This is a genomic window from Duganella sp. BJB476, assembly GCF_003416895.1.
Taxonomy (GTDB): Bacteria; Pseudomonadota; Gammaproteobacteria; order Burkholderiales; family Burkholderiaceae_D; genus Rugamonas.
Map to the genome: position 1 here is coordinate 257,354 of NZ_QVIO01000001.1, position 23,998 is coordinate 281,351.

Genomic DNA, 23,998 nt, shown 5'->3' on the forward strand with positions numbered 1-23,998 from the left:
TAGTTTCAAGAGAAAATTTATGAGTCTCGCCATCGGCAGCATTTGCGCCGGTGTGGCTTATGCGCAGCAGGAGGCTGACAATTCAGCCATCGCCACCAAGGACCAGGTGGCGGAGGTCAAGGTGACGGCGACGCGCCATTCCACCTCGCTGCTCAAGACGCCGGTGGCGGTAACGGCGGTGACGCAGGAAGCGCTGAGCCGCGACGGCATCACCGACGTGCGCGGATTGAGCGGCCAGATCCCCAATCTGCAACTGGGCACCTCCAACGACGGCAGCGGCGGCGTGCAGATCGCGATCCGAGGCGTGAGCAGCTCCGACTTCACGGAGATCGGCAACCCGGCCGTGGGCCTGCACGTGGCGGGCTTGTACCAGCCGCGTCCCCAGGCCGCGCTGGCGCTGATGTTCGACCTTGATCAGGTCGAGGTGCTGCGTGGTCCACAGGGCACGCTGTTCGGCCGTAACTCTACCGGCGGCAGCATCAACATCATTCCGGCCAAGCCGGAATTCGGCAGCAGCTACGGCACGGCCGAAGCAGATTTAAGCAATTACCGTGGACGCCAGATCTCGGCGGTGCAGAACATCCCGGTCAACGACAACTTCGCGATGCGCGTCACGGCGATGAAGATAAAGCGTGACGGCTACATCAACCAGCAGCAGGACTTCTACGCCGCGAACTTCCCGGCGCTGGGCATCGTGCCGGCCCGCGATTCGGCCGGCAACGTCATCCCCGACGTCGACCAGCGTTTCAACCAGAAGGTCGGCGCCGACAAGTTCTACACCAACAAAGACGAATACGCGGCGCGCCTGCAGGCGCGCTGGAAGATCCGTCCTGATCTCGACTGGCGCCTGACCTACGAGAAGTACCAGAACAACGGCGCCGGCGACCTGCCGATCAAGGATTGCGAACAGGCGGCTGGCACGCCGTACGCCTGCACCGGCGGCCAGTGGGACGTGAAGGTCAACGTGCCCGGCGTGATGGACATGACCATCGACACCGTGCGCAGCGGCCTGGTATGGGATCTGAGCCCATCCACCACCATCGAGTACAACGCCTCTTGGTCCAGCCAGAAACGGCGCGAGATCCAGGATAGCGACAGCGGCTACCAGCCTATCGAGAGCGAGCTGGCGACGCGTCCCGGTACGTCGCCGTTCAACGACTACGCGACCTACACCACGGCGTCCAAGTACGTCTCCACCGTCCACGAGCTGCAACTGCGCGGCAAGTACGATCGCCTGCGCTACGTTGCTGGCCTGTTCTGGATGCACGAGAAGAACATGATCGACTACGCGCAGGACTACCTGGGCGCGTCATGGGGCACTTACGGCTTCCCGGCCGAGTCCTACTTCTACCACCAGGCCGACCGCCAATCCGATTCCAAGGCCATCTTCGCGCAGACAGACTGGGAGTTCGCGCCGACCTGGAACCTGACCGTGGGCGGCCGCATGACCCGCGACACCCGCAAGGACGTCGGCGGGCAGTACTGGGACACGGCGTTCTCGGACGATCCGGCGATCTACTTCAAGGGACTTCACAATCCCGGTACGCCCGGTACGCCGGGCTTCGTGCCGTTCAACAGCTCCGACCTGAAGCCGGGCATGGGCGGCTACTACGGCGCGGGCGGTTTCGATTCGTCGATCCATCCGGTGATCAGCGACGATTCGGCCTCGTGGAAGAAGTTCACCTGGCGCCTTGGCCTGAGCCGCCAGCTGACGCCGCGCGACATGGTCTACACCTCGCTGTCGACCGGCTACAAGGCTGGGGGCTTCAGCGACAAGGAAGATATCTGCCGCACCGGCTTGAACGGCAATTGCGCCGGCATGACGCCGGGACCGCACTACACCAACATGCCGTGGAATCCGGAGACGCTGACCAACTTCGAACTGGGTTACAAGGGCCGCCTGCTGAACAACAAGCTGAGTTTCTCGGCCACCGCGTTCTACAGCCGCTACAAGGACATGCAGCTGACCGGTGGCGTCACCGTCGGCAAGATCATTCCAAAGATTCCGTGCACCGCCACCAATCCGTATTGCGACAGCGTGGTTATTTACGGCACGCAGAATGCGGCGCAGGCGAATATCTCCGGCCTGGAAATCGAGGGCGAGTACAAGCCGTGGCCTGGTTCGCACATTGGCTATTCGTACTCGCACCTGAAGGCGGTCATCAAGTCTTATCCGACCTACAGCGAGGACAGCTCGATCAGCTGCAACATCCGCGACAAGTACGGCGCGCCGCCGTGCGTGGCGTACGAAGGCACCGACCCTCTGTTCGCCGGCAAGTTCCCGCTGAATATCGCGGGCAACCGCCTGCCGTATGCGCCGGCCAATACGCTGAACCTGAGCGCGTCGCAGGACTTCGAACTGGGCGACTACACGCTGACGCCATGGATTTCCGCGCGCTGGCAGGACAAGATGTACTTCTCGCTGCGGAATCTGGATAATCCCCACATCTCCGACGCGCAGAAGGCCTACACCACGTTCGACGCCACGATCAAGCTGGTTTCGCCGGGCGGCAAATGGCACGTGGAGGCGTATGTTAAAAACTGGGGCCAGACGCTGGCGAAGAACTACGCAAGCGTGGTCGATCCCGGCTATGTGACGGCGTCCTTTAACGACCCGCGCATCTACGGCATCCGCTTCGGCGCCACCTGGTAAAAGAAAAGGAATCGAATGCGTAAGCAGATCAAGTACAGTGGCATCGCGCTGGCCTCGTGGCTGATGGTGGCAATGGCGGGTGGGGCGGCCGTGCAGGCCGCGCCGGAGGCGAAGACGGCGGCCGGGCAGGGCGCATTGGCCGGATACGTCAACGGCGCGCAGATCCGCCTGCGCTGGGAGCTGGTGCGCACTGTATTCACTCCCGAGGCGCCGGGCGGCGGCACGCAGGCGCGCCTAATCCTGACCAATCTTGGCCAGCAGCCCTTGCCCGCGCAGGGCTGGACGCTGTACTTCAACGTCATGGACGGCGTTGCGACCGGACCGCTGGAAGGCAATCTGCTGCTGGAACAGGTTTCGGGTAATCTATACCGCATTCGTCCCGCCCCCGGCTTTGCGGGCGTGCCGGCGGGGCAGACGCTGAATATCGCTTACTACCATCCCGACCTGGTCATCAAGCTGGCCAAGGCGCCGGCCGGGCCTTACCTGGTCTACGACGCCGCGCCGGACGTCGGTCAGGCCATCGCCGACTACCAGCTGCTGCCGGTCACGCGTCCCGAGCAGCTGGACAAGGGAACCAGCGGCGCCAAGCCGGTCGTCACCGCGCAGGACATCTATCGCCGCAACGTCAACGCGGACTGGGTGCCGGCCGCCTCGCTGCCGCCGGTATTCCCGACGCCGCAGCGTCTGCAAGCGGGTGGCGGCAAGCTGCAACTGGCTGCGCTGCCGAAGATCGTCGCTCCCGCCGCGTTGAAGACGGAGGCCGCGTTTGCGCGTTCGCTGTTCCCGGCTAGCTTGCCAGCGGCTGGCGTCGGCGCGCCGACTCTGCGCTTGAGCGTGGGCGCCGTAGCCGGCTCCACCTCGCCGGAAGCTTACACATTGACGATCAAGGACGGCATCGACATCGTCGGCAACAGCGCGGCCGGCGTCGCCTATGGCCTGCAATCGCTGCGCGACATGTTGCCGCTGCCAGGCGCCACCAGCATCGAGCTGCCGGAAGTGACGATCACCGATGCGCCGCGCTTCGAGTATCGCGGCTTCCAGCTGGACGTAGGCCGCAACTTCCACACCAAGCAGACGGTCTTCAAGCTGCTGGACCTGATGGCGCGCTACAAGCTCAATAAATTCCACTTCCACCTGACCGAGGACGAAGGCTGGCGGCTGGAGATCGCCGGCTTGCCTGAGCTGACCAGCATCGGCGCGGTGCGCGGCCACAGCGCCAAGCCCGGCGTACGGATGCAACCGGCTTACGGCTCCGGCCCCGATCCGCTTGACGCCAGCGGCAGCGGCTACTACACCCGCGCCGAGTACATCGAGATCCTGCGTTACGCGGCCGCGCGTCACATCGAAGTGATCCCCGAAATCGAAATGCCGGGCCACGCCCGCGCCGCCGTCAAGTCGATGGAAGCCCGCTACCATCGCATGAAAGCCGAAGGGAAGGGCGACGCCGCCAAATACCTGCTCAACGATTTGAACGACAAGTCCGTCTACAAGTCGGCGCAGCTGTACACCGATCACGTGATCAATCCCGGCCTGGAGTCCAGCTTCACCTTCATCGACCACGTGATAACGCAGGTTGTGGCGATGTACAAGGAAGCAGGCGTGCCGCTGCATACCATTCACGTCGGCGGCGACGAACTGCCGGGCGGCGCCTGGGAGCAGTCGCCCGCCAGCCGCGCGGTCATGCAGAAGAAAAAACTGGAGAGCACCGCCGAACTGTGGGACTACTTCTACGACCGGGTCGACGCCATCCTGCGCAAGCACGGCCTGTACGCCTCCGGCTGGGAAGAGATGGCGGCCCGTGGCACCAAGCTGCGCGGCGAGCACAAACTGATACCGAATCCGCATTTCACACAGCGCGGCTTCAGCGCCTACGTCTGGAACAACACCGAAGGCGCCGAGGACTTCGCCTACCGTCTCGCCAACGCCGGCTACGACATCGTACTGGCGCCGGTGACCAAGATGTACATGGACATGGCCTACAACGCCAATCCCGAGGAGCCGGGCGTGAACTGGGGCGATTACGTGGAGCTGGATACGGTCTACGACTTCATCCCGCTGGACTACCTGAAGAACGCCAATCCGCCGCTGGTCGGCAAGGATTCGCTGACCGATTACGGCAAGCGCCGCATACGCGGGCTGGAAGCCACGCTGTTCACCGAAACCGTACGCACGCCGGAACGCATCGACTACCTCGTTATGCCACGCCTGCTGGCGATGGCCGAACGTTCATGGGCCCCCGATCCCGATTGGGCGACCGAGCCCGATGCCGCCAAAGCCGCCGCACTGCACCGCGCCGCATGGTCCGGCTTCGTCAACACGCTGAGCCAGCGCGTGCTGCCGCGCCTCGACCTGGAACACGCCAACGTCGACTACCGCATCGCGCCACCGGGCTTGATGCTGGACGGCGGCCGGGTGCTGGTCAACCATGCCTTGCCGGGTATCGCCATGCGCTACACCAGCGACGGCAGCGAGCCGAATACCAGTAGCAAACCAGTGAACGGGCCGATATCCGACAAGGGCCAGATCAAAGTGGCAGCGTTCGACCGCAACGGCAGGATGGGCGCGGTGTCGCACATCGACAACCATTGAACGAGGAGTGCGCACGCGAAGCATACCAATTGATCCCGGCGGCGATCTTCTCCGTTATAATCATGGCACTGTTTTGTTCGGGATAACGAGTGATTGCGTCGATAGAAAAAGTAGCCTTGCCGAGGTTAGCCTGGTTGCGCTTTCGTTCGACCGCCCGTCGCACACCGCCTGGCCGGGCGTGGACCTTCGGCCTGCTGGCCGCCGCCTGCGTTTTCAATTGCGGCGGGCTGTCCATGGCTTATGCCTCGCAACAGCCGCAGCCCACCGCAGCGGGCGCCGGCGCGCCGGCCACTTCCCTCAATACACTACAGGTACTGCATTGGTGGACTTCCAGCAGCGAGCGCAAGGCGGCCAATGTGCTGGCCACGCGCATGGCCGACGAAGGCCTCGAATGGAAGGATGCCGCCATACCAGGCGGCGCGGGCCTGGGCGCCGGCAAGGTGCTGAAGAGCCGCGTGCTGGCCGGCGATGCGCCGGAAGTCACGCAGATCATCGGTGTCTCCGTCGCCGAATGGGCGGAACTGGGCCTGCTGCTGGAAATCGACAACGTCGCCAGCGCCGGCAACTGGAACGGCTTCCTGTTCCCCACCATCCAAACCCTGATCCAGCATCGCAAACATGTGGTGGCAGCGCCGCTCGGCATCCATCGCGTCAATACGCTGTACTACAACCGCGCGCTGTTCGCCCAGCTGAAAGTGTCGCCGCCGCAGACGTGGGAGGAATTCCAGAACGTCGCGCTCAAGTTCAAGGCCGCCGGCATCATGCCGCTGGCGCAGAGCAGCGAATCCTGGCAGGTGGCCGCGCTGTTCGAAAACCTGGTGCTGGCCGAAAGCGGCCCTGAGTTCTACCGCGAGCTGTTCGTGCGCCGCAATCCGGTCGCCGCCGCCGACCGTCGCACCGCCGAAGCGCTGGAACGGCTGCGCGTCGTCAAGAGTTGGATCAGCGGCCAGCTTGATGAGCGCCCGTGGCCGGAAGTTGTGCGCCAGTTCGCGCGTCGCGAAGCCGCGATGATGATCATGGGCGACTGGGCCAAGCCGGAGCTGGCCGAACGCGGCATGACGCTGGATGAGGACTACGCCTGCGGCACCGCGCCTGGCACCGCCAAGTACCACCTGTACAGCGTCGACACGCTGACCATGTTCGCCGGCGACTATCGCCACATGGCATCGCAGGAAAAGATGGCGCGCCTGCTGGTGTCGCCGACGGTGCAGGCGGAATTCAACGCGCTGAAGGGCGCGGTGCCGGTGCGGCGTGACGCCGACCCGTCCAAAATGGACAGCTGCGCGCGTGCCTCCTGGACCACCTTCGCCCAGGGTGCCGCTGTGCAGGCGCCTAGCCTGGTGCACCGCATGGCCACGGACGAAGCCAGCCGCGACGCCATCATCGCCGAAATCCACCGATATTTTCTAGACGACAGGGCCACGCCCGCCGAGGCGCAACGTCGCCTGGGCGCGTTGTTCCGACTGTTTAACCTCAGAAGCCAAGGAGCACCCGGTGCGCAAGATACTGATCGTAGACGATGACCAAAAGACCCGCGTCCTGCTCAAGACCTACCTGGAGAAAAACCAGTACGAGGTAATCCTGTCGCACAACGGCGAGAGCTTTCTGGCCGAGCTGCACACCCATTCCGAGCAGCTGTCGCTGGTGATTCTGGACGTGATGCTGCCCGATACCGACGGCTTCGCGCTGTGCAAGCAGGTGCGCCAGCGCTCGAATGTCCCCATCATCATGCTGACGGCCAGCTCCGACGAGACCGACCGCATCGTTGGCCTGGAGCTGGGTGCGGACGACTACATCGCCAAGCCATACAGCCCGCGCGAGCTGCTGGCCCGCATCAAGGCCATCCTGCGCCGTACCGCGCTGGAGACGCCGTCGGCGCGCTACTACCGCTTCGTCGGTTTCACGCTGGACCTGATGGAGCGCAAGGTGCTCGATAGCGCCGGCGCCGTCGTCGCGCTGACAGGACTGGACTTCCAGCTGCTGAAGTACTTTGTCGAGCATCCGGGCGTGATCCTGGACCGCAGCGTGTTGTGCGAGGAAACCCGCGGCCGCGACGCCGGCCCGCTGGACCGCTCGCTCGACGTGCAGATCAGCCGCTTGCGCCTGCGCCTCAACGACGACGGCAAGCAGCCGGCCTTGATCAAGACCGTGCGTGGCGCCGGCTACGTGTTCTCGGCCGATGTCAGCGTCTCGCATGCGTAGGCTGGAACGGCTGCGCAGGATCTGGCCGCAGTCGCTGCTGGGTCGATTGATGCTGGTGATGGCTGCCGGCCTGCTGGTGACGCAGCTGGCCGCCAGCGTGATCTGGGCCAGCCAGCTGCGCGCCAAGGCGCAGGTGGAGGCGCAGTCGGCGTCGCAGTACATGGCGCACGGCGCTTCCGGTGCGATCCGCTTCTTCCGCAGCCTGCCGGCGAATTACCGTTTGCTACTGATCCAGCAGCTGCGCGAGATGGGCGGCACGCGCTTCTTCGTCAACCTCAATCACGCTTATGTGCCGGTCCAGCAGATCGCCGAACATCCGCTGGCCAGCAGCGTGCTGGCGACGGTGGGCGCCACGTTGAAAAGCGACTTGCCGCATTCGCCCAGCTTCCGCCTGGCCTTCGCCTGGCCGGACCAGTTGGTGGTGTCGGAAGACGGCGTCCGTTTGAGCGACCTGCCGGACGCCTGGGTCCAGCACATCCTGCTGATCCAGCCGGACCCCGCGCCGATACTGGTGATCCAGACCGAGATCGAGCCGGGCAACTGGCTGTACATGGCGGCGCTGATGCCCAACCCGTACTTCTTGAGCAGTAACGATCCGCTGGCGTGGGACCGCCTGGCGCTGCAAGGCCTGTCGCTGGCCGTGGTGCTGCTGCTTTGCCTGCTGGTGGTGCGCTGGATCACGCGGCCTCTGGCCGCCTTGTCCGATGCCGCCGCCGCTTTCGGCCAGGGCCAGGACGACCGCGCGCCGCCGCTGCCGGAGACGGGCAGCCGTGAGTTCATCAACACCGCGCGCGCCTTCAGCGCCATGCGCGAACGCATCCAGCGCTACATCGAGGACCGTGAGAGGCTGTTCATTTCGATCTCGCACGACCTGCGCACGCCGATCACGCGGCTCAAGCTGCGTTCCGAACTGTTGGACGATGAAGCGCTGCGCAACGAGTTCGAAGAAGACCTTGATGAACTGGACATGATGGTCAAAGGCGCGCTGCAATGCGTGAAGGACAGCGACATCCACGAGAACCCGGCCGAGGTCAAGCTCGACGCGTTGCTGGGACGCCTGGTGCGCAGCGCGCGGCTGGCTGGGCACGAGGTGGGTTATCGCGACAGCGGCATCACCGTGCGCGCCAAGCCGTTGGCCTTGAAGCGCGCCATTGGCAACCTGCTGGACAACGCCTTGTACTACGGCGACCGCGCCGAGATCAGCGTCAGCTCCGAGCCGGGCGCGGTGGCGATTGCCGTGCGCGATCACGGACCGGGCGTGCCGGAGGATGCCTTCGCCAGCCTGTTCGATCCCTACGTGCGGCTGGCCCACGGCCGTGAGCAGAACGACGCCGGCATGGGACTGGGGCTGGGCATCGCCCGCAGCGTGATCGAAGCCCACGGCGGCCAGCTGCTGCTGGAAAACCATCCCGAGGGCGGCTTGAACGCCACCATCCGCTTGCCTGCCTCCGCTTGAGCGCCAAAGCAACAGCCGCGCAATACATTTTGTAAGGCTCTGTGAAGTTTTGTTGCAGCGGCGGACGCGCCGCCGCACAGGGCGCGTCGGCACGCGTAAGGAACTGTAAGCAATGTCGGTAATTAGTTAATGAAATCAATGCCTTATCGCCATTCGCCGGACGCTGGCGATGATGCTAACGTTTGCAACAACCCAACACACACTGAAAGTCGACCATCAATGAAGACACAGCATCAACGCTCGCAAGCCATCGATGTGCTGCGCGGCCTGACGGTCGCGCTGATGATCATGGTGAACATGCCGGGCACGCCGGCCACCACCTATGCACCTTTCCTGCACGCCGAATGGCACGGCCTGACGTTGACCGACCTGGTGTTCCCGACCTTTATGTTCGTGGTCGGCACGGCGCTCAGCTTCACGCTGGAGAAGTACGAGGGCATGGGCGAGGCGGCGGTGCTGAAGAAGATCTTCACCCGCACCGCGCTGATCTTCCTGTGTGGCTTCCTGATGTACTGGTATCCCTTCTTCAGCACCGAGAGCGGTTCGCTGGCGATGCTGCCGCTGTCCGGCACCCGCATCTTCGGCGTGCTGCAACGGATCGCGCTGGGCTACTGCGCCGGCTCGCTGATCCTGCATTACTGGAAGGAGAAGGGCGCCATCGTGTTCGCGGTGCTGGCCTTGCTGGGCTACTGGGCCGTCATGTACTGGTTAGGCGACTACACGCTGGCCGGTAACGCGCAGCGCAAGCTGGATCTGCTGGTGCTGGGCGAAGCGCATATGTACCACGGCGAGGGCATCGCCTTCGATCCGGAAGGGATATTGAGCACGCTGCCGTCCATCGTCAACGTGCTGGCCGGTTACTTCGCAGGGCGCCTGGTGCGCCGCCTGGGCGCCGGCTACGAAACCATCGCCAAGCTGACCATGTCCGCCGCTGTACTGGCGGTACTGGCGCTGTGCTGGAGCAGTGTATTCCCGCTCAATAAAAAGCTGTGGACCAGTTCCTACACGCTGATGACCATCGCCATCGACCTGTTCACGCTGTCGCTGCTGCTGTACGTGATCGACATGTTGGGCAAGCGTGGCTGGACTTACTTCTTCGAAGTCTTCGGCCGCAACACGCTGTTCATCTACCTGTTCAGCGAAGTGGTGGCGTCCACCTTCTTCCTGTTCAAGATCGGCGACCTGAATATTTTCGACTGGATTTACCTGAACCTGTTCCAGCCGTGGGCCGGCGCCCGCAATGGAACGCTGCTGTGGGCTGTGGTGTACATGCTGGGCTGCTGGTTGGTTGGCTACGTGCTGGATCGGAAAAAAATCTACATCAAACTCTGACTGGAGAACTACGTAATGAAAAAATTATTGATATCGGTTTGCATCGCGGCGGCGCTGGCCGGGTGCGGCGGCTCGGAACCAGCCGCGCAGCAATCGCCACGCGCCATGGCGCGCATGGGCAACCTGGCGGCTGCGCGTGCCGCGACGTCGGCGGAGACGCCGGCCGATGCCGGCAGCGAGCGCGTAGTGCAGGGCGGCGCGCCAGCGAGCAAGGCGCTGGCCAACGGCAAGATGGTGCTGGCCTACTATTCGGGCTACACCAACAACTACAGTTCGCTGACCAAGTACTACGCCAACGTCAACGCGGTGGCCATCGATTTCTGGAGCATCACCAGCGCCGGCGCCGTGGTCGGCAACGGCGATCCGACGCCGACCAGCGCCATCGCCTTCCTCAAGTCCAAGGGCATCGCCATCTACGGCTGCATCTCCAACGTTTCGGATACCTCGCCCGATGGCTGGGATCCGGCGGTGTCGCACGCGGTCACCGGCGCCAGGCGCGCGGCCTCGGTGGCCAACCTGGTCAGCTTCGCCAAGACCAACGGCTTCGCCGGCATCAACATCGATTTCGAAGCGGTGGACCAGGCCGACCGCAAGAACCTGAGCGACTTCGCCGCCGCGCTGGCGACGGCCCTGCATGCGCAGGGCATGAAGCTGATCATGACGGTGCCTGCCTTCTCCTTCACCGACGAAAACGACATTCACAACCTGGCCTTCGACCTGCAAGCGCTGGGCCAGGCGGCCGACTACGTCCAGGTGATGACCTATGACGAAACCATCCCGTCGTGGGCGTCGGGGCCGGTGGCCGGTTCCGACTGGATGGAGAACGCGCTCGACTACGCCACCAGCAAGGCGCCGGCGGCCAAGGTGTTGAACGGCATCCCGGCCTACGGCTATGACTGGATCTCGGAAGGTGACGGCAGCCAGCTGTACTGGCGCAACGTGCCTGCGCTGCTGACCAAGTACGGCGTCACGCCCAAGTACGACAACAACGTCAACGCCATCAGCTTCAACTACACCGCCGGCGGCAAAAAGCACACGGTGTGGAACGAGAACGCCAAGAGCGTGACCCTGAAGACCTCCCTGGTCAGCGCCTACGGCCTGGCCGGCACCTCGATCTACGCCTTCGGCATGGAAGACGCCAGCTTCTGGGCCGCCGTCAACGCCGGCTTGAACCAGTAATCCCCCTCGCGCAGCGGCGTCCGCCGCTGCGCATCTCTGCCTTATTCCCGGTTTTCTGTCGCCCAGTCCCCCATTTGTGCAGTTCGTCGCAATCCGCATGATCGTTTAGCAAGTGATGGCTATAGTGATCACATACCGAAACGCATTCAAGGAGAGCAAAATGAACATCGCCAAAAACATGGAAGCCATCTTCGTCGTCGCCGCCGTACTGCTGGGCGCCTCTGCCTACGCCAGCGCCGCCGCCCAGGCAACCGTCGCCCTGCAACCGGCGATCCAGGTCGCCGCCGCTAAGGCTCCGATGCAAGTTGTAGTAATCAAGGCCAAGCGCCTGACCGCAGTGGAAAAAGCCAGCCTGTCGTAATTTGACAATTGGTCGTACTGCAAAGATTGCTAGAAAGCTTAGTGCACTGCTACATTAGCCGTTCGCAGCACCTAAGAACAACACCAGAGGAACCCCACAATGAACAAGCTTTTCCAATTTGGCCTGCTGTTAGCCGCTTTCTGTGCGCTGTTTGGCCGCGCCCAAGCTGCCGACGAGGCTACCGAGAAGCGCGTGATCCCGCTCGACGCCCGTGTGGTGCGCGTCAAGCTCGATGGCGTACTCGACCTCAAGCTGCGCCAGGGCGCCACGCCTTCGTTGACGTTGTATGCGGACAAGCGCACCATGGAAAAGGTGACGGCGTCGGCCACCGGCGACACATTGCACCTGGAGACCGAGGGCCGCGGCTTGAAGATCGGCCGCTCCTCCACCCGCGCCGAGCTGGTGCTGCCGATGTTGCGGGAAGTGGTGTCGGAGGGTGTGGGCTCGACCGAGATCAGCGGCTTCAGCGGCGATGAACTGGAATTGACGATGGATGGCGCCGGCACGATGAAAGTGGTCTGTGACTACAAGGTCCTGAAGGCCAACCTGGGCGGCGTCGGCAGCATGCATCTGTGGGTCAGCGAAAACGAGAGCGTGGAACTGGATTTGCGCGGCGCCGGCTACATCACCCTCGGCGGCCACAGCAAGCTGTTGAAGGCGACCTTGGGCGGATTGGGCGGGTTGAATGCGCAGCAGTTCCAGGCCGACTCGGTCAACGTCGAGCTCAGCGGCCTGGGCAACGCCACCGTCAACGCCAAGACCAATGCGACATTGAACTTGAGCGGCCTTGGATCGGTCACTGTCTATGGCAAGCCCCTGAACCGCAACGTGAGCGTTGACGGCCTGGGCAAGGTAAGTTGGAAGTAAAACATACACACCTACGCGACATGAAAAAATTCATACTAGCGATCGGTCTCGCACTAGGCCTGCAACAGGCTGCGATGGCCGGATTCGCCGAAGGCGCTACCGCCTACAACAACAAGAACTACGCGGCGGCCTTGAAAGAGATCTCGCCGCTGGCCAAGGCCGGCAACCCGGACGCCCAGCACCTGCTGGGCTTGATGTATTACATGGGTCGCGGCGTCACACAGGATTACAAGCAGGCGCTGGAGTGGCATCGCAAGGCCGCGCTGCAAGGCAAGGCCGACGCGCAGTATGTGGTCGGCGCCATGTACTACACCGGCAACGCGGTGATCCAGGACCACAAGCAGGCGGTCACCTGGTTCCGCAAGGCGGCCGAGCAGGGTCATCCGGACGCGCAGCAGGCGCTGGGGCTGATGTACCGCTATCACATGGCCGGCATGCCGCAGGATAACGTGATCGCCTACATGCTGTGGAACCTGGCGGCGGCCAATGGCTCGATGAACGCGGCCGAGCAGCGTTCGGCCGTGGTCAAGAGCATGACGCCGGAGCAGATCGAGGAAGGGCAGGCGCTGTCGGCATCGTGGAAACCGAATACGCCGCTGCCCAAGCAATCGCGCACCGGCGGCGGCTAATCGGCGGCTGTCGTACAATCGCCCTTTCATCATGAGAGGGCGAGCCATGCGCGCGATTGAAATCACCCATCCCGGCCCTGCCGACGTCCTGAAACTGTGCGAGCGGCCGATGCCGGTCGTCAAAGGAGGCGAGGTGCTGATCAAGGTCCACGCGGCCGGCGTCAACCGTCCCGACGTGTTCCAGCGCATGGGCAACTATGCGCCGCCTGCCGGCGCTTCCGACCTGCCGGGCCTGGAAGTGGCCGGCGAGATCGTCGACGGCGATCTCGACTACACCACCTTCGATATCGGCGACAAAGTCTGCGCACTGGTGCAGGGCGGCGGCTATGCCGAATACGTGGTGGCGCCGCTGGAGCAGGTGTTGCCCATCCCCAAGGGCTGGAGCATGCTGGAAGCGGCCACCATTCCCGAAAACTATTTCACCGTCTGGAGCAATGTATTCGACCGCGCCCATCTGGGCGCCGGCGAGACCTTGCTGGTGCAGGGCGGCAGCTCGGGCATCGGCGTGACGGCGATCCAGCTGGCCAGCGCGCTGGGCCACCGCGTGTTCGCCACCGCCGGCAGCGACGACAAGGTGGCCGCCTGCATGCAGTTGGGCGCCGAGCGCGGCATCAACTACAAGACCGAGGATTTCGCCGTCATCGTCAAATCGCTGACCAATGACCGCGGCGCCGACGTCATCCTCGACATGGTGGGCGGCGACTACCTGCCGCGCGAAATCTCCTGCCTGGCCGACGACGGCCGCATCGCGCTGATCGCCACGCTGGGCGGCGGCAAGGCCACGGTGGACCTGGGGCAGGTGCTGCGCCGCCGGCTGACCATCACCGGCTCGACGCTGCGGCCGCGCTCGGCCGCCTTCAAGGGCGCGATCGCCAAGCAGCTGCTGGACAAGGTATGGCCGCTGATGGCGGCCAAAAAGCTCAAGCCGGTGATCTACGAAGTGTTCCCGTTGGAGCAGGCCGCCGCCGCGCATGCGCTGATGGAGACCAGCAATCATGTCGGTAAGATCATGTTGCAGGTGATTTAAACGAAAAATCGTAGCATTTTCACCATTCGCGGGCTCGGCCGGAGCCCGCTGGTTTGACCGGGCTACCAGCCTAGCTTAAAATAGCGGGTTATTGAATTTTAGGCTACTATGCGTCGCAAACTCGTCATCGGCAACTGGAAAATGAACGGCAACCACGCCGGCAATACGGCTCTGTTGTCCGGGATATTGGCCGGCCTGAACGACTTTGGCGCCGATTGCGCCGTGTGCGTGCCGGCCCCCTACCTGGCTCAGTGCCAGGCTGAACTGCAAGACAGCCCGCTCGCCTGGGGCGGTCAGGATGTATCGGTCCACGCCAGCGGCGCCTACACGGGTGAAGTCTCGGCCGGCATGCTGGTCGATTTCGGTTCCCGTTATGTGTTGTGCGGCCACTCCGAGCGCCGCGCCTACCACAAGGAAAGCAGCGAACTGGTGGCGCAGAAGACCGTCGCGGCGCTGGCTGCCGGCCTGACGCCGGTGGTGTGCGTGGGCGAAACGCTGGAGCAGCGCGAAGCAGGGGAGACCGAAGCGGTCATCTGCGGACAGTTGCAGGCGGTGCTGGATGCGATCGGCGCCGACGACCTGGCAAAGATTGTTGTGGCTTACGAGCCGGTCTGGGCGATCGGCACCGGCAAGACCGCGACGCCGCAAATCGCCCAGGATGCGCATGCCTTCCTGCGCGCGCGCATGGCGCAAAAGAATGCGCCGGTCGCGGCCGGTGTGCAGATCCTGTACGGCGGCAGCATGAAGCCGGACAATGCAAAAGAATTGATGGCCCAGCCGGACATCGACGGCGGCCTGATAGGCGGCGCCGCATTAAAGGCGGTGGATTTCCTCGGGATTATCCAAGCCGTGTAGTGCATAAAATCAGCTGTAGAAACAAAACGATACAAATCTCTTATTTTTGAATGGAATAACATGAACTCCTTGTTCAATCTGGTTATCGTAGTGCAGGTCATTTCCGCAATTAGCATTATTGGCCTGGTATTGCTGCAGCATGGTAAAGGCGCCGATATGGGCGCGGCCTTCGGTTCGGGCGCTTCGGGCAGCCTGTTCGGCGCGACCGGTTCGTCGAACTTCATGTCCAAGTCGACCGGCGTTGCCGCCGCGATCTTCTTCAGCGCCACGCTGGCCCTGTCCTACATCTCGACCCAGCACGGCAGCGGCGCTGTCAGCGGTGGTGTGATGGACAAGGCCCTGCCAGCGGCGCCAGCTCCGGCACCAGCGACCGGCGCGGCAGCGATCCCTACCGCACCAGCGGCAGCGCCTGCAGCAGCACCAGCCGCTCCGGCAGCGACGGGTCCTGCAGCATCGATCCCAAAGTAATATAATAATGAACTAGTTGTGAAGTTCAGCAGGTCCCTTAGCAACTTTTTAAGTTGTTTGCTCATTGTTTTGGCAGTACATTAGCGTTGCAAGCTAGAAAAACAATTCAGAGTGAAAAGAAGCAAAGATTTATCGTTTTTCTTCTTGTTTTGGCGCAATACGGATTAACAACCGCGTGAAAACACAGTAGAATAGCGGCCTTACGCCGACGTGGTGAAATTGGTAGACACGCTATCTTGAGGGGGTAGTGGCGCAAGCTGTACGAGTTCGAGTCTCGTCGTCGGCACCAGAAATATAAGGCCAGCAAGGGAGCACCGAAGTGTACCTGAGCTGGCTTTTTTACGAGGATGTGTCGTTCGATCCTGGTCTAAGCAGTTTTACGATTGGGACGAACGTTAAGAGCACCGCAGAGCACCGCAGTGTGTCCTTTTAACCGACCGTTCAATATAAGCTCATCAATCGTGAACCTCGAAAATTATCTCCCCGTCCTGTTGTTCATCCTCGTCGGTCTCGGCGTAGGCATCGCTCCCCAAGTTCTGGGCCACATCCTTGGGCCTAACAAGCCAGATGCGGCCAAGCTCTCCCCGTATGAATGCGGCTTCGAAGCGTTCGAAGACGCGCGCATGAAATTCGACGTGCGTTACTACCTCGTCGCAATCCTCTTTATTTTGTTCGATCTGGAAACGGCATTCTTCTTCCCGTGGGGCGTATCCATGCGCGAACTGGGCTGGAACGGATTCCTGGTGATGATGAGCTTCATCGCTGAATTCGTCGTCGGTTTTTGGTATATCTGGAAGAAAGGTGCCCTTGATTGGGAATAAGCCATGGCTATTGAAGGCGTATTAAACGAAGGTTTCATCACCACCTCGGCCGACAAGCTGATCAACTGGGCGCGCACGGGTTCGATGTTCCCGATGACGTTCGGTCTGGCATGCTGTGCGGTTGAAATGATGCACGTGGGCGCAGCCCGTTACGACATGGACCGCTTTGGCGTCGTGTTCCGTCCATCGCCACGTCAGTCCGACGTGATGATCGTGGCCGGCACGCTGTGCAACAAGATGGCTCCCGCGCTGCGCAAGGTCTACGACCAGATGCCGGAACCGCGCTGGGTCATCTCGATGGGCTCTTGCGCCAACGGCGGCGGCTACTATCACTACTCCTACTCCGTGGTGCGCGGTTGCGACCGCATCGTGCCTGTGGACGTCTATGTGCCGGGCTGTCCGCCGACGGCTGAGGCTCTGCTGTACGGCATCATGCAGCTGCAAAACAAGATCAAGCGCACCAACACGATCGCACGCTAACGGGGTCGCTTCAGAATATGACTACACATTTAGAACAACTGCAAACCGCCCTCGGCACTGCCTTGGGCGATCGCGTTTCCACTACCGTGGCGTTGGGCGAAATCACGCTGGTCGTGAAAGCCGCCGACTACTACGGCGTGATGCAAACGCTGCGCGACGACAAGTCGCTGGGCTTCGATCAGATGATCGACCTGGCCGGTGTCGACTACCTGAACTACGGTGAAGGCGCCTGGGACGGCCTGCGATTCGCAGTGGTCGTCCATCTGCTGTCGGTGAAGCACAACTGGCGCGTGCGCGTGCGCGCATTCTGCGCCGACGACGAGATGCCGCTGCTGCCGTCGCTGATTCCGCTGTGGCGCGCCGTCAACTGGTACGAGCGCGAAGCGTTCGACATGTTCGGCATCCTGTTCGAAGGTCACAACGACCTGCGCCGCATCCTGACCGACTACGGTTTCATCGGCCATCCGTTCCGCAAGGACTTCCCGGTGTCGGGCTATGTCGAAATGCGTTACGACCCCGAGCAGAAGCGCGTGATCTACCAGCCGGTCACCATCGAGCCGCGTGAAAACGTGCCTCGCGTGATCCGCGAAGAAAACTACGGGAAGTAAGAACATGGCAGAAATTAAGAACTACACCCTGAACTTCGGTCCGCAACACCCGGCCGCGCACGGCGTGCTGCGCCTGGTGCTGGAGCTGGACGGCGAAGTCATCCAGCGTGCCGATCCGCACATCGGCCTGCTGCACCGCGGCACCGAGAAGCTGGCGGAGCAGAAGACCTACCTGCAGTCCGTGCCATACATGGACCGCCTCGACTACGTCTCGATGATGTGCAACGAGCACGCCTACGTGATGGCCATCGAGAAGCTGCTGGGCCTGGAAGTGCCGCTGCGCGCGCAATACATCCGCGTGATGTTCGACGAGATCACCCGCATCCTGAACCACCTGATGTGGCTGGGCGCGCACGCGCTGGACGTCGGCGCCATGGGGCCGTTCCTGTACTGCTTCCGCGACCGCGAAGACCTGTTCGACTGCTACGAAGCGGTGTCGGGCGCGCGCATGCACGCGGCCTACTACCGTCCGGGTGGCGTCTATCGCGACCTGCCGGACGCGATGCCGCAGCACAAGCCGTCGATCATCCGCTCGGCCAAGGCCGTCGCCGGCCTGAACGAACATCGCCAGGGTTCGCTGCTGGACTTCATCGAAGCGTTCACCGGCCGTTTCCCGACCTACGTCGACGAATACGAAACCCTGCTGACCGACAACCGTATCTGGAAACAGCGTACCGTCGGCATCGGCGTGGTGGCGCCGGAAGATGCGCTGGCCATGGGCTTCACCGGCGCCATGCTGCGCGGTTCGGGCATCGAATGGGATCTGCGCAAGCACCAGCCGTACGAAGTGTACGACCTGATGGACTTCGACGTGCCGATCGGCACCAACGGCGACTGCTACGACCGCTACCTGGTGCGCGTGGAAGAACTGCGCCAGTCGAACAAGATCATCAAGCAGTGCGTGGAATGGCTGCGCAACAATCCGGGTCCGGTCATGACCGACAACCGCAAGGTGGCGCCTCCGGGCCGCGTCGACATGAAGACCAATATGGAATCGCTGATTCACCACTTCAAGCTGTTCACCGAGGGCTTCCACGTGCCGCCGGGCGAAGCGTACAGCGCGGTGGAGCATCCGAAGGGCGAGTTCGGCATCTATCTGATTTCCGATGGCGCCAACAAGCCATACCGCATGAAGCTGCGCGCTCCCGATTACGCGCACTTGCAATCGCTGGATGAAATGGCGCGCGGCCACATGATTGCCGACGCCGTGACCATCATCGGTACGCAAGATATCGTGTTCGGCAGTATCGACCGCTAAGGAAAAAGTATGTTGTTATCAGAGCAGTGCTACAAAAAAATCGACCGCGAGTTGGCCAAGTATCCGGCCGAACAGCGTCAGTCGGCCGTGATGGCCTCGCTGGCCCACGCCCAGGTTGAACTGGGCTGGATCTCGTCGGACGTGATGGCCGAGTTGGCCGACTACATCCGCATGCCGGCCATCGCCGTGCAGGAAGTCGCGACTTTCTACAATATGTACAACCTGAAGCCGGTCGGCAAGCACAAGATTTCCGTGTGCACCAACCTGCCATGCGCCTTGTCGGGCGGCGTGCGCGCGGCCAACCACCTGAAAGAAAAGCTGGGCATCGACTTCCGTGGCACCACGGACGACGGCGCTTTCACGCTGGTGGAAGGCGAGTGCATGGGCGCCTGCGGCGACGCACCGGTGATGCTGGTGAACGATCAGCGCATGTGCAGCTTCATGTCCAATGACAAGATCGACACCCTGGTGGAGGAATTGAAGAAATGACGTCACTCCACAATCGTCACATCGACCCAGTCATTCTCGCCGGCCTCGACGGCAAGAACTGGCACCTGGAAGATTACGTCAAACGCGGCGGCTACAGCGCCCTGCGCAAGATCCTCGAAGAAAAGATCACCCCGGAACAAATCATCGCCGACCTGAAAGCGTCGTCGTTGCGCGGCCGTGGCGGCGCGGGCTTCCCTACCGGCCTGAAGTGGAGCTTCATGCCGCGTCAGTTCCCGGGCCAGAAGTACCTGGTATGCAACTCAGATGAGGGCGAGCCGGGCACTTTCAAGGACCGCGACATCATGCGCTACAACCCGCATGCGCTGATCGAGGGCATGGCCATTGGCGCCTACGCCATGGGGATTACGGTAGGCTACAACTACATCCACGGCGAGATCTTCGAGGTCTACACCCAGTTTGAAGATGCACTGGAAGAGGCGCGCGCCGCCGGCTTCCTGGGCGACAAGATCATGGGCAGCGAGTTCAGCTTCCAGCTGCACGCGCACCATGGCTATGGCGCCTACATCTGCGGCGAAGAAACCGCGCTGCTGGAATCGCTGGAAGGCAAAAAAGGCCAACCGCGCTTCAAGCCGCCTTTCCCTGCGTCGTTCGGCCTGTACGGCAAGCCGACCACCATCAACAACACCGAGACCTTCGCGGCTGTTCCGTTCATCCTGAACATGGGTCCTGAAAAGTACCTGGGCATGGGACGTCCGAACAACGGCGGTTCGAAGATCTTCTCGATCTCGGGCGACGTTGAACTGCCGGGCAACTACGAGGTGCCACTGGGTACCCCGTTCGCCAAACTGCTGGAATTGGCAGGCGGCATGCGCGGCGGCAAAAAGATCAAGGCTGTGATCCCTGGCGGTTCGTCCGCTCCGGTGATCCGCGGCGAACTGATGATGAACACCGACCTGGACTACGACTCGATCGCCAAAGCTGGCTCGATGCTCGGTTCGGGCGCCGTCATCGTCATGGATGAAACGCGTTGCATGGTCAAGGCAATGGAGCGTCTGGCTTACTTCTACTTTGAAGAGTCGTGCGGCCAATGCACCCCATGCCGTGAAGGTACGGGTTGGATGTACCGCATGATTCACCGCATCGAAAACGGCCAGGGACGTCCTTCGGATCTGGACGTGCTGAACTCGATCTGCGACAACATCCAGGGCCGCACCATTTGCGCGCTGGGCGATGCCGCGGCGATGCCGATGCGCGCGTTCATCAAGCAATTCCGCGAAGAATTTGAATATCACGTCGAGCACAAGCATTGCTTAGTGCCCGCTTACATCTAAGCTGCGTCAGGTAACGATCACCATGGTTGAAATCGAAATAGACGGCAAAAAAGTCGAAGTCCCTGCTGGTAGCATGGTGATGGACGCCGCCAACAAATTGGGAACCTACATTCCGCACTTCTGCTATCACAAGAAATTGTCGATCGCTGCGAACTGCCGTATGTGCCTCGTCGAAGTGGAAAAGGCGCCTAAGCCTTTGCCAGCATGCGCAACGCCGGTCTCGGCAGGCATGATTGTGCGCTCCGCTTCGGACAAGGCCGTACAGGCACAGAAGTCCGTGATGGAATTCCTGTTGATTAACCACCCGCTGGACTGCCCGATCTGCGATCAGGGCGGCGAGTGCCAGTTGCAAGACTTGGCAGTCGGCTACGGCAAGGGCGAATCGCGCTACGAAGAAGACAAGCGCGTCGTCGTGCCGAAAGATGCCGGCCCGCTGGTCTCCATGCAGGAGATGGCGCGCTGCATCCAGTGCACCCGTTGCGTACGCTTTGGCCAGGAAGTGGCCGGCGTGATGGAACTGGGCATGATCGGCCGCGGCGAACACTCGGAAATCACCGCGTTCGTCGGCCAGACCGTCAACTCTGAAATGTCCGGCAACATGATCGACCTGTGCCCGGTAGGCGCACTGACGTCGAAGCCGTTCCGCTACAGCGCCCGTTCGTGGGAACTGTCGCGCCGCAAATCGGTATCGCCGCACGACGGCCTGGGCGCCAACCTGATCGTTCAGGTTAAAGCCGGCAAGGTCAAGCGCGTACTGCCGCTGGAAAACGACGCCGTCAACGAGTGCTGGATTTCCGACAAGGACCGCTTCTCGTACGAAGGCCTGGAAGCCGCCGACCGCCTGACCCAGCCTATGCTGAAGCAGGGCGGCGAGTGGAAAGAAGTCGATTGGCAGACCGCGCTGGAATATGTCGCACACGGCCTGAAGAACATCAAGCACGAACACGGCGCCAACGCGCTGGCCGCACTGGCCACGCCGCACTCGACGCTGGAAGAACTGCACCTGCTGCAAAAGCTGACCCGCGCCATGGGCTCGGACAGCGTCGATACGCGCCTGCGTCACAGCGACTTCTCGCTGAGCGATGTGACCCCTTGGTTGGGCATGTCGATCACCGAGTTCGGTCAGCTGAACCGCGCCTTCGTCATCGGCTCGTTCCTGCGCAAGGATCACCCGCTGCTGGCTACCCGCCTGCGCACGGCAGTGAAGGGCGGCGCCAAGCTGTCCATCCTGCACGCAAGCGACGACGACCAGCTGATGAACATCGCTAACAAGATGATCGTGGCTCCGTCGGAGTGGTTGTCGGCGCTGTCGCAAGTTGTCGTGGCCGTGGCTAAAGCCAAAGAAGTTGCGGCTCCTGCCGGCTTCGAAGGCGTACAAGCTTCCGACGTCGCCAACGCGATCGCCGCTTCGCTGATCTCCGGCGAGAACAAGGCCGTCTTCCTGGGTAACGCGGCAACGCAGCACCCACAGGCCGCCGCGCTGCACGCCGCCGCACAATGGATCGCCGAACAAACCGGCGCCAAGCTGGGTTACCTGACCGAAGCCGCCAACACCGTTGGCGCTTACCTGGTCAACGCCAACGGCGCCAAGGCTCCAGCGTTCTCCGAGCAGAAGCAAGCCTACGTGCTGCTGAACGCCGAGCCTGAGCTGGACGCACACAACCCGCAAGCCGCCGCCGCCGCACTGAAACACGCGGAGATGGTCGTCGTCATGTCGGCCTACAAGCACGGCATGGATTACGCCGACGTGCTGCTGCCGGTATCGCCATTCAGCGAAACCTCGGGCACCTTCGTCAACTGCGAAGGCCGCGCGCAAAGCTTCAACGGCACCGTCAAGCCGCTGCTGGAAACCCGCCCTGCGTGGAAAGTCCTGCGCGTGCTGGGTAACATCCTCGGCCTGTCCGGTTTCGACTACGACACGTCCGAAGCGATTCGCGACGAAGTGCTGGGCGCCGGCGTGACCGACCTGTCGGCCAAGCTGAACAACGTAACGAAACAAGCACTGGTCGCCGCTTCCGCTGCTTCCACCGGTACGGAACGTATTGCGGACGTGCCTATCTACTTCGCCGACGCCGTAGTGCGCCGCGCCGAGTCGCTGCAGAAGATGGCCGATGCGGCTGCGCCTAAAGCGCACCTGTCGACCGCTCTGGCGCAGCAGCTGGGTGTCGCCGCCGGCGACAAGGTCAAGGTCACGCAAGGTTCCGGCAGCGCGATCCTGGTCGCCGCTGTTGATGCCAAACTGCCTGCCAACGCAGTCCGCGTCGCCGCCGCTCACGCGTCGACCGCTGCACTGGGCGGCATGTTCGGTTCCATCACCGTTGAAAAAGCAGGGGAGGGTAAATAATGGCTCTGCCTGAATTCGTCACAACACTTAACGCCATGGGCGCCAACAGCGTGCTGGCTCCGGCCTGGCCGCTGATCTGGGCGCTGATCCGCGTCATCGTCGTGCTGCTGCCACTGATGGGCCTGGTTGCCTATCTGACGCTGTGGGAACGTAAGTTCATCGGCTGGATCCAGATCCGCGTCGGTCCTAACCGCGTTGGTCCGATGGGCCTGCTGCAGCCGATCGCCGATGCGCTCAAGCTGCTGTTCAAAGAGATCATCACCCCGGCCAAGGCCAACCGCGGCCTGTTCGTGATCGGTCCTATCATGACCATCATGCCGGCGCTGGCCGCATGGGCGGTGGTGCCGTTCGGCGCCGAAGCCGTACTGGCCAACGTCAACGCCGGCCTGCTGCTGCTGATGGCGATCACCTCGATGGAAGTCTACGGCATCATCATCGCCGGCTGGGCTTCGAACTCGAAGTACTCGTTCATGGGCGCAATGCGCGCCTCGGCACAGATGATCTCCTACGAAATCCCGATGGGCTTCGTACTGGTGGTCGTGCTGATGGTGTCCGGTTCGCTGAACTTCGGCGACATCGTCGCCGGCCAGCAGAAGGGCATGTTCGCCGAGCACGGCCTGAACATCCTGTCGTGGAACTGGCTGCCGCTGCTGCCGCTGTTCGTGGTCTACCTGACCTCGGGCCTGGCGGAGTGCAACCGTCACCCGTTCGACGTGGTCGAGGGCGAGTCCGAGATCGTTGCCGGCCACATGGTCGAGTACTCGGGCATGGCCTACGCCATGTTCATGCTGGCCGAATACGCCAACATGATTTTGATCGCGACCCTGGGTTCGATCATGTTCCTGGGCGGCTGGTCCGCACCGTTTGCCTTCCTCGAATTCTGGGGCGGTTTCGGCGGCTTCTTCTGGTTGTTCGCCAAGGCGTTCTTCCTGGTGTCCGTCTTCATCTGGGTGCGCGGTACTTTCCCACGCTACCGTTATGACCAGATCATGCGTCTGGGCTGGAAAGTGTTTATCCCTCTGACGCTGGTGTACCTGGTGTTCGTGGCCGGCTGGATGCAGACATCCTGGAATATCTGGAAGTAAGGA

Annotated in this window: 21 protein-coding genes and 1 tRNA gene; all 22 read left to right on the top strand. The window is 62.3% G+C overall.

Going from position 1 to position 23,998, the window contains the following annotated elements:
• Positions 1-19: 19 nt before the first annotated feature.
• The gene (locus D0T21_RS01100; RefSeq protein WP_229211286.1) at positions 20-2,653 is read left to right on the top strand and encodes a TonB-dependent receptor; all 2,634 of its coding nucleotides are present in this window, start codon (positions 20-22) and stop codon (positions 2,651-2,653) included.
• A gap of 15 nt (positions 2,654-2,668) precedes the next feature.
• Positions 2,669-5,242 carry a family 20 glycosylhydrolase gene (locus D0T21_RS01105; RefSeq protein WP_116988026.1) on the top strand — a complete coding sequence of 858 codons (2,574 nt, stop codon included), beginning with the start codon at positions 2,669-2,671 and terminating at the stop codon, positions 5,240-5,242.
• Positions 5,243-5,331: 89 nt separating this feature from the next.
• Complete coding sequence (locus D0T21_RS01110; protein ID WP_116988027.1) at positions 5,332-6,765, top strand: ABC transporter substrate-binding protein; 1,434 nt, start codon at positions 5,332-5,334, stop codon at positions 6,763-6,765.
• On the top strand, positions 6,737-7,444 hold the full coding sequence (locus tag D0T21_RS01115; protein WP_116988028.1) for a response regulator: 708 nt from the start codon (positions 6,737-6,739) through the stop codon (positions 7,442-7,444). Before D0T21_RS01110 ends, D0T21_RS01115 begins: the two co-directional genes overlap by 29 nt.
• Positions 7,437-8,900, top strand: a complete 1,464-nt coding sequence (locus D0T21_RS01120) for an ATP-binding protein (protein WP_116988029.1) — start codon at positions 7,437-7,439, stop codon at positions 8,898-8,900. The genes D0T21_RS01115 and D0T21_RS01120 overlap by 8 nt, the downstream gene beginning before the upstream one ends.
• A gap of 219 nt (positions 8,901-9,119) precedes the next feature.
• Positions 9,120-10,232, top strand: coding sequence for an acyltransferase family protein (locus D0T21_RS01125; RefSeq protein WP_116988030.1), 1,113 nt, complete (start codon positions 9,120-9,122; stop codon positions 10,230-10,232).
• Between the two features lie 15 nt (positions 10,233-10,247).
• Positions 10,248-11,411: a glycosyl hydrolase family 18 protein gene (locus D0T21_RS01130; protein WP_116988031.1), complete on the top strand. Its 1,164-nt coding sequence runs from the start codon at positions 10,248-10,250 to the stop codon at positions 11,409-11,411.
• A 160-nt stretch (positions 11,412-11,571) separates the two neighbouring features.
• Entirely contained in the window at positions 11,572-11,772 is a 201-nt protein-coding gene (locus tag D0T21_RS01135; protein WP_116988032.1) for a hypothetical protein, read from the top strand.
• Between the two features lie 99 nt (positions 11,773-11,871).
• On the top strand, positions 11,872-12,639 hold the full coding sequence (locus D0T21_RS01140) for a GIN domain-containing protein (RefSeq protein WP_116988033.1): 768 nt from the start codon (positions 11,872-11,874) through the stop codon (positions 12,637-12,639).
• A 20-nt stretch (positions 12,640-12,659) separates the two neighbouring features.
• Positions 12,660-13,268 carry a tetratricopeptide repeat protein gene (locus D0T21_RS01145; RefSeq protein WP_116988034.1) on the top strand — a complete coding sequence of 203 codons (609 nt, stop codon included), beginning with the start codon at positions 12,660-12,662 and terminating at the stop codon, positions 13,266-13,268.
• Positions 13,269-13,314: 46 nt separating this feature from the next.
• Positions 13,315-14,295, top strand: a complete 981-nt coding sequence (locus D0T21_RS01150) for an NAD(P)H-quinone oxidoreductase (RefSeq protein WP_116988035.1) — start codon at positions 13,315-13,317, stop codon at positions 14,293-14,295.
• 108 nt (positions 14,296-14,403) lie between these two features.
• Complete coding sequence (tpiA, locus tag D0T21_RS01155) at positions 14,404-15,150, top strand: triose-phosphate isomerase (RefSeq protein WP_116988036.1); 747 nt, start codon at positions 14,404-14,406, stop codon at positions 15,148-15,150.
• Positions 15,151-15,210: 60 nt separating this feature from the next.
• Positions 15,211-15,618, top strand: a complete 408-nt coding sequence (gene secG / locus D0T21_RS01160) for a preprotein translocase subunit SecG (RefSeq protein WP_116988037.1) — start codon at positions 15,211-15,213, stop codon at positions 15,616-15,618.
• A gap of 204 nt (positions 15,619-15,822) precedes the next feature.
• A tRNA-Leu gene (locus D0T21_RS01165) sits at positions 15,823-15,907 on the top strand.
• A gap of 172 nt (positions 15,908-16,079) precedes the next feature.
• The gene (locus D0T21_RS01170) at positions 16,080-16,439 is read left to right on the top strand and encodes an NADH-quinone oxidoreductase subunit A (protein WP_116988038.1); all 360 of its coding nucleotides are present in this window, start codon (positions 16,080-16,082) and stop codon (positions 16,437-16,439) included.
• A gap of 3 nt (positions 16,440-16,442) precedes the next feature.
• Complete coding sequence (locus D0T21_RS01175) at positions 16,443-16,919, top strand: NADH-quinone oxidoreductase subunit B family protein (RefSeq protein ID WP_008450353.1); 477 nt, start codon at positions 16,443-16,445, stop codon at positions 16,917-16,919.
• Between the two features lie 17 nt (positions 16,920-16,936).
• Complete coding sequence (locus D0T21_RS01180) at positions 16,937-17,527, top strand: NADH-quinone oxidoreductase subunit C (protein ID WP_116988039.1); 591 nt, start codon at positions 16,937-16,939, stop codon at positions 17,525-17,527.
• Between the two features lie 4 nt (positions 17,528-17,531).
• The gene (locus tag D0T21_RS01185; RefSeq protein WP_020702138.1) at positions 17,532-18,785 is read left to right on the top strand and encodes an NADH-quinone oxidoreductase subunit D; all 1,254 of its coding nucleotides are present in this window, start codon (positions 17,532-17,534) and stop codon (positions 18,783-18,785) included.
• Between the two features lie 9 nt (positions 18,786-18,794).
• Positions 18,795-19,274, top strand: coding sequence for an NADH-quinone oxidoreductase subunit NuoE (gene nuoE, locus D0T21_RS01190; protein WP_116988040.1), 480 nt, complete (start codon positions 18,795-18,797; stop codon positions 19,272-19,274).
• Positions 19,271-20,566 carry an NADH-quinone oxidoreductase subunit NuoF gene (gene nuoF / locus D0T21_RS01195; RefSeq protein WP_008450345.1) on the top strand — a complete coding sequence of 432 codons (1,296 nt, stop codon included), beginning with the start codon at positions 19,271-19,273 and terminating at the stop codon, positions 20,564-20,566. Before nuoE ends, nuoF begins: the two co-directional genes overlap by 4 nt.
• Before the next feature lie 22 nt (positions 20,567-20,588).
• On the top strand, positions 20,589-22,910 hold the full coding sequence (gene nuoG / locus D0T21_RS01200; protein WP_116988041.1) for an NADH-quinone oxidoreductase subunit NuoG: 2,322 nt from the start codon (positions 20,589-20,591) through the stop codon (positions 22,908-22,910).
• Positions 22,910-23,995, top strand: coding sequence for an NADH-quinone oxidoreductase subunit NuoH (nuoH, locus tag D0T21_RS01205; protein ID WP_116988042.1), 1,086 nt, complete (start codon positions 22,910-22,912; stop codon positions 23,993-23,995). Before nuoG ends, nuoH begins: the two co-directional genes overlap by 1 nt.
• Positions 23,996-23,998: the final 3 nt, after the last annotated feature.

What these genes read in the sequence shown, in the direction of transcription:
- D0T21_RS01100 (WP_229211286.1), top strand. Translation starts at nt 20, where the DNA reads ATGAGTCTCGCCATCGGCAGCATTTGCGCCGGTGTGGCTTATGCGCAG.
- nuoH (WP_116988042.1), top strand. Translation starts at nt 22,910, where the DNA reads ATGGCTCTGCCTGAATTCGTCACAACACTTAACGCCATGGGCGCCAAC.
- secG (WP_116988037.1), top strand. Translation starts at nt 15,211, where the DNA reads ATGAACTCCTTGTTCAATCTGGTTATCGTAGTGCAGGTCATTTCCGCA.
- D0T21_RS01180 (WP_116988039.1), top strand. Translation starts at nt 16,937, where the DNA reads ATGACTACACATTTAGAACAACTGCAAACCGCCCTCGGCACTGCCTTG.
- D0T21_RS01175 (WP_008450353.1), top strand. Translation starts at nt 16,443, where the DNA reads ATGGCTATTGAAGGCGTATTAAACGAAGGTTTCATCACCACCTCGGCC.
- D0T21_RS01145 (WP_116988034.1), top strand. Translation starts at nt 12,660, where the DNA reads ATGAAAAAATTCATACTAGCGATCGGTCTCGCACTAGGCCTGCAACAG.
- D0T21_RS01185 (WP_020702138.1), top strand. Translation starts at nt 17,532, where the DNA reads ATGGCAGAAATTAAGAACTACACCCTGAACTTCGGTCCGCAACACCCG.
- D0T21_RS01140 (WP_116988033.1), top strand. Translation starts at nt 11,872, where the DNA reads ATGAACAAGCTTTTCCAATTTGGCCTGCTGTTAGCCGCTTTCTGTGCG.
- D0T21_RS01105 (WP_116988026.1), top strand. Translation starts at nt 2,669, where the DNA reads ATGCGTAAGCAGATCAAGTACAGTGGCATCGCGCTGGCCTCGTGGCTG.
- nuoF (WP_008450345.1), top strand. Translation starts at nt 19,271, where the DNA reads ATGACGTCACTCCACAATCGTCACATCGACCCAGTCATTCTCGCCGGC.
- nuoE (WP_116988040.1), top strand. Translation starts at nt 18,795, where the DNA reads ATGTTGTTATCAGAGCAGTGCTACAAAAAAATCGACCGCGAGTTGGCC.
- tpiA (WP_116988036.1), top strand. Translation starts at nt 14,404, where the DNA reads ATGCGTCGCAAACTCGTCATCGGCAACTGGAAAATGAACGGCAACCAC.
- D0T21_RS01125 (WP_116988030.1), top strand. Translation starts at nt 9,120, where the DNA reads ATGAAGACACAGCATCAACGCTCGCAAGCCATCGATGTGCTGCGCGGC.
- D0T21_RS01130 (WP_116988031.1), top strand. Translation starts at nt 10,248, where the DNA reads ATGAAAAAATTATTGATATCGGTTTGCATCGCGGCGGCGCTGGCCGGG.
- D0T21_RS01150 (WP_116988035.1), top strand. Translation starts at nt 13,315, where the DNA reads ATGCGCGCGATTGAAATCACCCATCCCGGCCCTGCCGACGTCCTGAAA.
- D0T21_RS01120 (WP_116988029.1), top strand. Translation starts at nt 7,437, where the DNA reads ATGCGTAGGCTGGAACGGCTGCGCAGGATCTGGCCGCAGTCGCTGCTG.
- nuoG (WP_116988041.1), top strand. Translation starts at nt 20,589, where the DNA reads ATGGTTGAAATCGAAATAGACGGCAAAAAAGTCGAAGTCCCTGCTGGT.
- D0T21_RS01135 (WP_116988032.1), top strand. Translation starts at nt 11,572, where the DNA reads ATGAACATCGCCAAAAACATGGAAGCCATCTTCGTCGTCGCCGCCGTA.